At 54.6% G+C, this 6,062-nt stretch carries 6 protein-coding genes; 4 read left to right on the top strand and 2 right to left on the bottom strand.

What is annotated here, in order from left to right; genetic code table 11:
- The 4 genes from ACOYNV_RS25185 to ACOYNV_RS25170 all read left to right on the top strand — a co-directional run.
- A partial coding sequence (locus ACOYNV_RS25185; RefSeq protein WP_422902560.1) for an HD domain-containing protein occupies nucleotides 1-974 on the top strand: 974 nt, incomplete at its 5' end.
- A gap of 332 nt (nucleotides 975-1,306) precedes the next feature.
- Nucleotides 1,307-1,600, top strand: a complete 294-nt coding sequence (locus tag ACOYNV_RS25180) for a helix-turn-helix domain-containing protein (RefSeq protein WP_422902559.1) — start codon at nucleotides 1,307-1,309, stop codon at nucleotides 1,598-1,600.
- Complete coding sequence (locus tag ACOYNV_RS25175; RefSeq protein ID WP_422902558.1) at nucleotides 1,597-2,895, top strand: type II toxin-antitoxin system HipA family toxin; 1,299 nt, start codon at nucleotides 1,597-1,599, stop codon at nucleotides 2,893-2,895. The genes ACOYNV_RS25180 and ACOYNV_RS25175 overlap by 4 nt, the downstream gene beginning before the upstream one ends.
- 231 nt (nucleotides 2,896-3,126) lie before the next feature.
- The gene (locus tag ACOYNV_RS25170) at nucleotides 3,127-4,344 is read left to right on the top strand and encodes a tetratricopeptide repeat protein (RefSeq protein WP_422902557.1); all 1,218 of its coding nucleotides are present in this window, start codon (nucleotides 3,127-3,129) and stop codon (nucleotides 4,342-4,344) included.
- A 132-nt stretch (nucleotides 4,345-4,476) separates the two neighbouring features.
- On the opposite strand, the gene ACOYNV_RS25165 is transcribed toward ACOYNV_RS25170, so the two are convergent.
- Together ACOYNV_RS25165 and ACOYNV_RS25160 are read right to left on the bottom strand one after the other, a co-directional pair.
- Complete coding sequence (locus ACOYNV_RS25165; protein WP_422902556.1) at nucleotides 4,477-5,754, bottom strand: NYN domain-containing protein; 1,278 nt, start codon at nucleotides 5,752-5,754, stop codon at nucleotides 4,477-4,479.
- A gap of 106 nt (nucleotides 5,755-5,860) precedes the next feature.
- Nucleotides 5,861-6,037 carry a hypothetical protein gene (locus ACOYNV_RS25160; RefSeq protein WP_422902555.1) on the bottom strand — a complete coding sequence of 59 codons (177 nt, stop codon included), beginning with the start codon at nucleotides 6,035-6,037 and terminating at the stop codon, nucleotides 5,861-5,863.
- Nucleotides 6,038-6,062 lie beyond the last annotated feature (25 nt).

The following is a 6,062-nucleotide window of genomic DNA, read 5'->3' as shown; positions in this document are numbered from 1 at the left end:
TATTGTGGTCGGTACCGCGGTCAGAGGCTTGGGGTAGCTGCTACATAATGCCGCATATATTCCGGGTTGTTTCAATTGAACGGTTTCCCCATAGTGGCAACGGGTATCAGAATCGCGCCATGCTGTTTCACGAGCAGGCCAAACTGGCCGTCGAATGGACTTCCGATAAGGTTGATTTCCGACTAGTCCCCGGAAGTCTGGCCTCGCTTGACATGGAGGGCGAGGTGCCGGCAACCACCGATGCCGTGCCGATTACTCAACTGCAGTTACTCGAACTTCCGGTACCGACGCTGAATCTCTTCGAGACTATCCCGCCAGGTTGGGTTCGGAATCGGGAATTGGTCCAGCGTGGGCTGGTGCTGTGGGCATCGTTGCCGAATTACTGCCAGCACCTGTTCAATGCGATGTTCTGGGCGAGCAAGCGTTTCCAACGCTTTGCCATCGGGCCAAGTTCCATGAATGGCCATCATGCTGAACGTAACGGCAATTTACGCCACTCAGTGGAGGTGGCTGAATATGCTGATGAAATGTCGCATGGGAATCCGGATGTTTGTCGCCCGGTGTTGATCCTGGCTGCGCTGATTCATGATGCCGGGAAGGCCGACGAATACGAATATGATGATCAGCGTAAGAGTTACTTTCTATCCCGCCGTGGGATACTGATCGGTCACCGGCATACGGTTATCGAGTGGCTGGCGGCCGCCGAGGCATGTTATCAAATCGATCCGCCGCCGCTTCACTACCTAACACTATTGCATTCGTTGACGTCTGCACGTGGCACCACGTGGCTCGGAATTCGTGAGCCGCGCAGCCTGGAAGCCACCTTGTTGTCGATCTCAGATCGCCTTTCCGGAGAAGCTGATCTCGTCCATCGTCAGGCACCGGCATCGGACGGCTTCGGAAAACATCACCCTCATCTCCGTGGTCGGTCTTTTGTGGTGAGGCATCAGGAAACCGGGCACATTTTGGCTTAACCTGGCGTAGAAGAAGCAACCCGCAAGCCACCCCTTGGCAACATCGGGTGGTTTTTTCTGCGCCAAGTTGACTAAAGTACGAGCACCGTACGTCTAAACAGGAGTGTTACTGCGCGATCAAAATTGACCATCATGCTCAAATTACACTACCCAGCCATTTTCATGCGATTTTCAGGGTGACTGGATCACGCACCCGGACATGGCCCGGATTGAGGCACTTTACGATGCGCCCAAGCCCTGATCAGGCACAGTCAGAATAGACAGGATTTTCATAAACAATCAATGGACAACGGGTTGTCCGATGTATAGTTTTGTGCGCTATAATAGCTAATATGTTATCCATTATATTCAAATCACCTGCCGATATCCTTGTCGAGCTTGGCAGACGCGCCAATAGTGCGCGTCTTGCGCTGGGTTGGACTCGAAGAACCCTTGCCGAAAAGTCAGGCGTTCCAGAGTCAACGATCAAGCGTTTCGAATATACGGGACAAATTGGCACAGCGGCTTTGGTTGATATCGCTATCGCACTGGATATGTTCGATGGCTTTGAAGAACTGTTTGCGCCAAAGCCTGTGCAGACTATTGCTGTAATCACCGCCAAGAAAAGACAGCGAGGGCGTTTATGACCAAGACGATCGGGCAGCACATCAATATGCTCAATGTGAGTCTTGACGGACAAACGGTTGGTGTTTTGGCGATCGATGATCAGAAGAGAATCTGGTTTGAGTACAGCCAGAACTGGATTGCTTCGGGGTTTAATTTAGCACCCAAAGCCATGGCATTTGATGCCAAACCTCAATTGGCAAGAGACAATCTTTTCCAGGGATTGCATGGCGCGTTTTCCGATTCTCTACCGGACGGGTGGGGCTTGCTGCTTATGGATCGCGAGTTCAAGAAGCGATTTGATTGGAAGCCTTATGAAGTCATGCCGCTTGATCGCTTGGCCTATATGGGGGCGAGATCAATGGGCGCACTTGAATATGCGCCCATTTATGCGCAGGAGCCCATTTCAGACAAACTTGATATCGCATCCCTCGCAAATTCAGTCGATGCCATACTGAAAGGCAAAGAAGATGAAGTGATCACTCAATTAACAATTCAGGGCGGCTCCCCCGGTGGCACAAGACCGAAAGTGACCATTGCAAGATCAGAATCGTCGGATGTCTGCTTGTCTGGTTTCCAGATCCTGCCGGAAGATTATTCTCATTGGATCATTAAGTTCAAAGGAGAGGATGACCCGGAGGACATGGGGCAAATTGAGCGAGCCTATGCCGAACTGGCGAATCTCGCGGGTGTGCAGATGCCGCGCACAGACCTCATTGCGGTTAGCAAGGGCGGAAGGCTAGAGCATTACTTTGCCGTTGAACGATTTGACCGTGAAGGGAAAAACGGCAAACGGCATGTGCTCTCGCTTGCCGGATTTTTGTATGCCAATTATCGTATGCCTTGCTTGGACTACGAAGGTGTTTTGGGAAGTATCGCTGCGCTGACCAATGACCATTCGCAAATAGAACGAGGATTCCGATTGATGGCGTTTAATGTGTTGGCCCACAACCGGGATGACCATGTTAAAAACTTCGCTTTCCTGTTTAGCAAAGAGACTGGCTGGAAATTGTCTCCCGCCTTCGACTTGACATTTAGTGCCGGTATGGGCGGAGAGCACATGACTTCGGTTAGCGGGAAAGGACATCCTGTGCTTCAAGATGTCTTGAAAGTCGGTGGAAAATTCCATATTGCAAATGCGCTCCAGATTATTGGCGAAGTTCGGTGCGCTGTTTCGCAATGGACGGCAATTGCGAAAAAATGGAAGCTTGGCGATGAGTCTGCATCAATGGTGCAAGCGGCGATAAGCAAAGTCGATAAGGGGTTTGCTGAAGCACCAATGAAGCCATATCAAGCGAGCGGAAGAGCTAAGTGCTGACACCTTGGCGGCGTGGGATACCAAAAATCATTTTCCGGACACTGGCGGCGAAAGGTGACGCCCACCAAGGGCTGTCAATCCTTGCCCGTGGAGAGCCTCATGAATAAACGCGCTACAGGTACTATTGCTTCAAACACCGCGAATTCATTGGCGATCAGCTCCATAACATTGCAGAGCGCCTGTTGACGTGGGTTTCAGAGGAGTGTGATTGTGTATTTCATGATAGCCCTGATGCAAAATGGCGTTGACGGCCAACGGCGCACGCATCGCCTGATGGCTTCCTTGGCCAATCCCTCGATGCAACCCACCCCGTGTTCGGAGAACACCCTCATGACCCGCCACCTGCGCCGCACCTTCCTTGCCCTCCTGAGCCTGGCCTGTTTATGGGCACTCCCGGCGGTTGCCGAAACCTGGGCACTCACGGTCACCGGCCTGACGCTGGATGGAAACGCCAAAGCCACCAGTGCGGTGCTCACCGTCAATGAAGGCGGGCAGAATGCCGAGAAGACCGTCAAGGTCGGTGACACCTTCCCGGTGGGCGTCGTGCTGATTACCCCGGCGCGTCTGATCATGACGCTCAAGAGCAGCAACACCAACGAGATCACCTTGTTTCCCGGTTCCCGGCTGCGGGTTTCTTCCGTCAGCGGGCGCGGCGAGGAACTGGCGCTGGACGAAGGCATGGCCAGCTTCGTCGTGCGCAAGGCGCTCGACTTCTTCAATGTACGGCACAACAAATTCCAGGCCATCGTGCGCGGCACGGCCTACAGCGTTGAAGTGATTCCCCGCAAGGAAATTACTTTTACCGTTAAAGAAGGCAAGGTCCGGGTCGAGCGTGAAGCCAAATTCTTTATCGAAGAAGGGCAGAAGGAAGGTACGGTTACCTTCGCCGATACACTCAAGGCGGGGGAGCAGAAAAGCTACCGGCTGGACATCGATGACTACCTGGAACGTTTCAAACACTTTGGCGAGGCAGAGACGTATTACCGCAAGAATCTGGACGCGGATCGGGCCAGTGGTGATCCGGAGCAGATCAAGCAGGGCTTGAACCAGATGGGGATCATGCTGCAAACACTCACTCGTTATGCTGAAGCCATTCCTTACTACGAAGAGTGTCTCGGGATCGTCCGTCGCTCGGCGCCGGAAGGCGTCGATAACGACACCGCCAGCGTCCTCAACAACCTCGGGGTCGCCACCTCCGACCTCAGCGGCACGGCGAATGTGCAGCGCGCCATCGCCTATTACGAGGAGGCGCTGACGATCCGTCGGCAGCTTTTCCCGAACGGCGTTCATAAGGGTATCGCCAGCGTCCTCAGCAACCTCGGGGTCGCCACCTCCGCCCTCGGCGGCACGGTGAATGTGCAGCGCGCCATCGCCTTTGCGTACGTTGATCGGGTGATTTTCCTGGCTTTAGCTCGCTGCATTCAGGCTACTACTGACATCTCCTCGTAGCCCAATGGGGCAGAATGGCAAACGCTGACTGAGTATCCTTGAGCGCCATACCCCGGTCAACGGCAGTTTTGCTCACCGAACATCATGAGAAACACTGCATCAGTCTGAATTCCCGCCGTCCATGCCCCTGTATCACGCAACAATATCGAGCGAAGTGGCGAATTCCTCTGGATGGATGATGCTGACGCCCATAGCACTCGCCTGGCGGGCAAAGTCCGCGTCATGGGTGACCAGACAGAGCGGTGCGGAGGAATCCGAATGGACGTAATGCATGAGATGCTTGAGGATCGCCTCATCCGCCCGATGCGCTCCCGCTCCACCGGAATAAAAGACGCGCACTTGATCGGAAAGTGACTGTTGTGAGGGGTCATTGCCGTCGAAATAAAGCATCACGTCGGCCCCCTGCTTGAAAAAGATTGAGGTCAGGCAGTTGGCGAGTTCGGTTCGCGCCATGGGGCCAGGGCGGTCGTCCAGAAAATGGCGTAAGAACAGATCCTTGAGCGTGTAGAGAACGTTGTGCCCATCGATAAACAGCGTAAAGGGGTGCCCTTGCGCAATCGCGTGACGGAGAAAGAAACGCGTCGTCGGAGACCCGGCGTTGTCCTTGCCCAATAGCTCCACCTTGTCGTAAAGCAGGCCCGCTTTATTGTCCGTTGCACGATAAAGCTGGTGCAGTTCATCCCGGTCCAACAGTCCGTACGAGGCCGCCTCCTGGATGAATTTACGAACCTCGGACAAGGCGTCGAGCGAAGTTGCGGCATTGATTCTGGCCAGCAGTCCCGACACGGTCGCGCTGAGGTGTTCATCCGGAGGCCCAAGACGGTGGGAAAGGTCGCCGATTGCGCGCTCCAGTTCGGTGGTAATTGACGTGAGTTCCGGAAGCGGGTTCAACGCCTCAATCCGCGCCCGCTGCACGTCCGCCAACATCTGGCGCCGTTCCGCAATCATTCGGGTCAGTTCGGCCCGGTTTCCGTAGTGGATATCCTGCGAGCGCTGTTTCACGAGCGCAGCGGCCGAACGGGCCAGCAGATCGCTGCGCTGCTCGCTGGCCACCGCAACTTCAGTGTTCAGAACCGGCTCGATCCAATGTCGGAGCTTATTGGTTAATGCTTTGCTGATGCCTTCGTCGATAAGCCGCTGCAACGAAGTTTGCAACTCCGCAAGTTCCTTCTGGGCATCAAGGAGCGAACACTGGTGGGCTCTGGTTTCTTTGTGCGCCGCAAGCAGGTCGCCCAGCAATCGATCGATCTCCAACTGCTTAACGACGTTCTGGTTCTGGAGTTCCTTCCGTTCCTTATGCTCCCGGTCGGAACTTTTGGTGAGACGTGCCAGTTCGGCCTTGGCGGTTTCAAGCGCTTTGTCATGCTTGATCTTCTCGGCCAGTCCTTGACCTTTGTCAGCGCGGGCCATGGGTGGCAAGGCGTTGACTACAAATCGCTGAAGGTTCTCGAGAAAAGGGGCGAACGTGGCGCTGATGTCGGTTGCCGCCTGTTCGCGCCGGCCGTTGTCGGAGTTGTTAGTCGTTCAACAACTTTATCTTCACCCCCTGCGGCGCCGACAGCGACAAGCGGACATGGCGTGCGTAAAGGCTGGAAATGAAGTCAAACTCCTCGGCAAAGGGTTCGAAAAGGTCGGCGGCAGTATCGCCGTAATAATGGTTACCTGAGAGCGCCGAGTTGGTAATGCCTGACATTCGCCAAGGTGGAAGTGCCTATTCT

Origin of the sequence: Propionivibrio sp. (assembly GCF_049316945.1) — a bacterium.
In the GTDB taxonomy this organism is placed as follows: domain Bacteria; phylum Pseudomonadota; class Gammaproteobacteria; order Burkholderiales; family Rhodocyclaceae; genus Propionivibrio.
This window is presented reverse-complemented; position numbering and strand designations above follow the sequence as displayed.

Excerpts from the sequence above, each read along its gene's own strand:
- ACOYNV_RS25180 (WP_422902559.1), top strand. The coding sequence starts at position 1,307 with ATGTTATCCATTATATTCAAATCACCTGCCGATATCCTTGTCGAGCTT.
- ACOYNV_RS25175 (WP_422902558.1), top strand. The coding sequence starts at position 1,597 with ATGACCAAGACGATCGGGCAGCACATCAATATGCTCAATGTGAGTCTT.
- ACOYNV_RS25170 (WP_422902557.1), top strand. The coding sequence starts at position 3,127 with ATGCAAAATGGCGTTGACGGCCAACGGCGCACGCATCGCCTGATGGCT.
- ACOYNV_RS25165 (WP_422902556.1), bottom strand. The coding sequence starts at position 5,754 with ATGGCCCGCGCTGACAAAGGTCAAGGACTGGCCGAGAAGATCAAGCAT.
- ACOYNV_RS25160 (WP_422902555.1), bottom strand. The coding sequence starts at position 6,037 with ATGTCAGGCATTACCAACTCGGCGCTCTCAGGTAACCATTATTACGGC.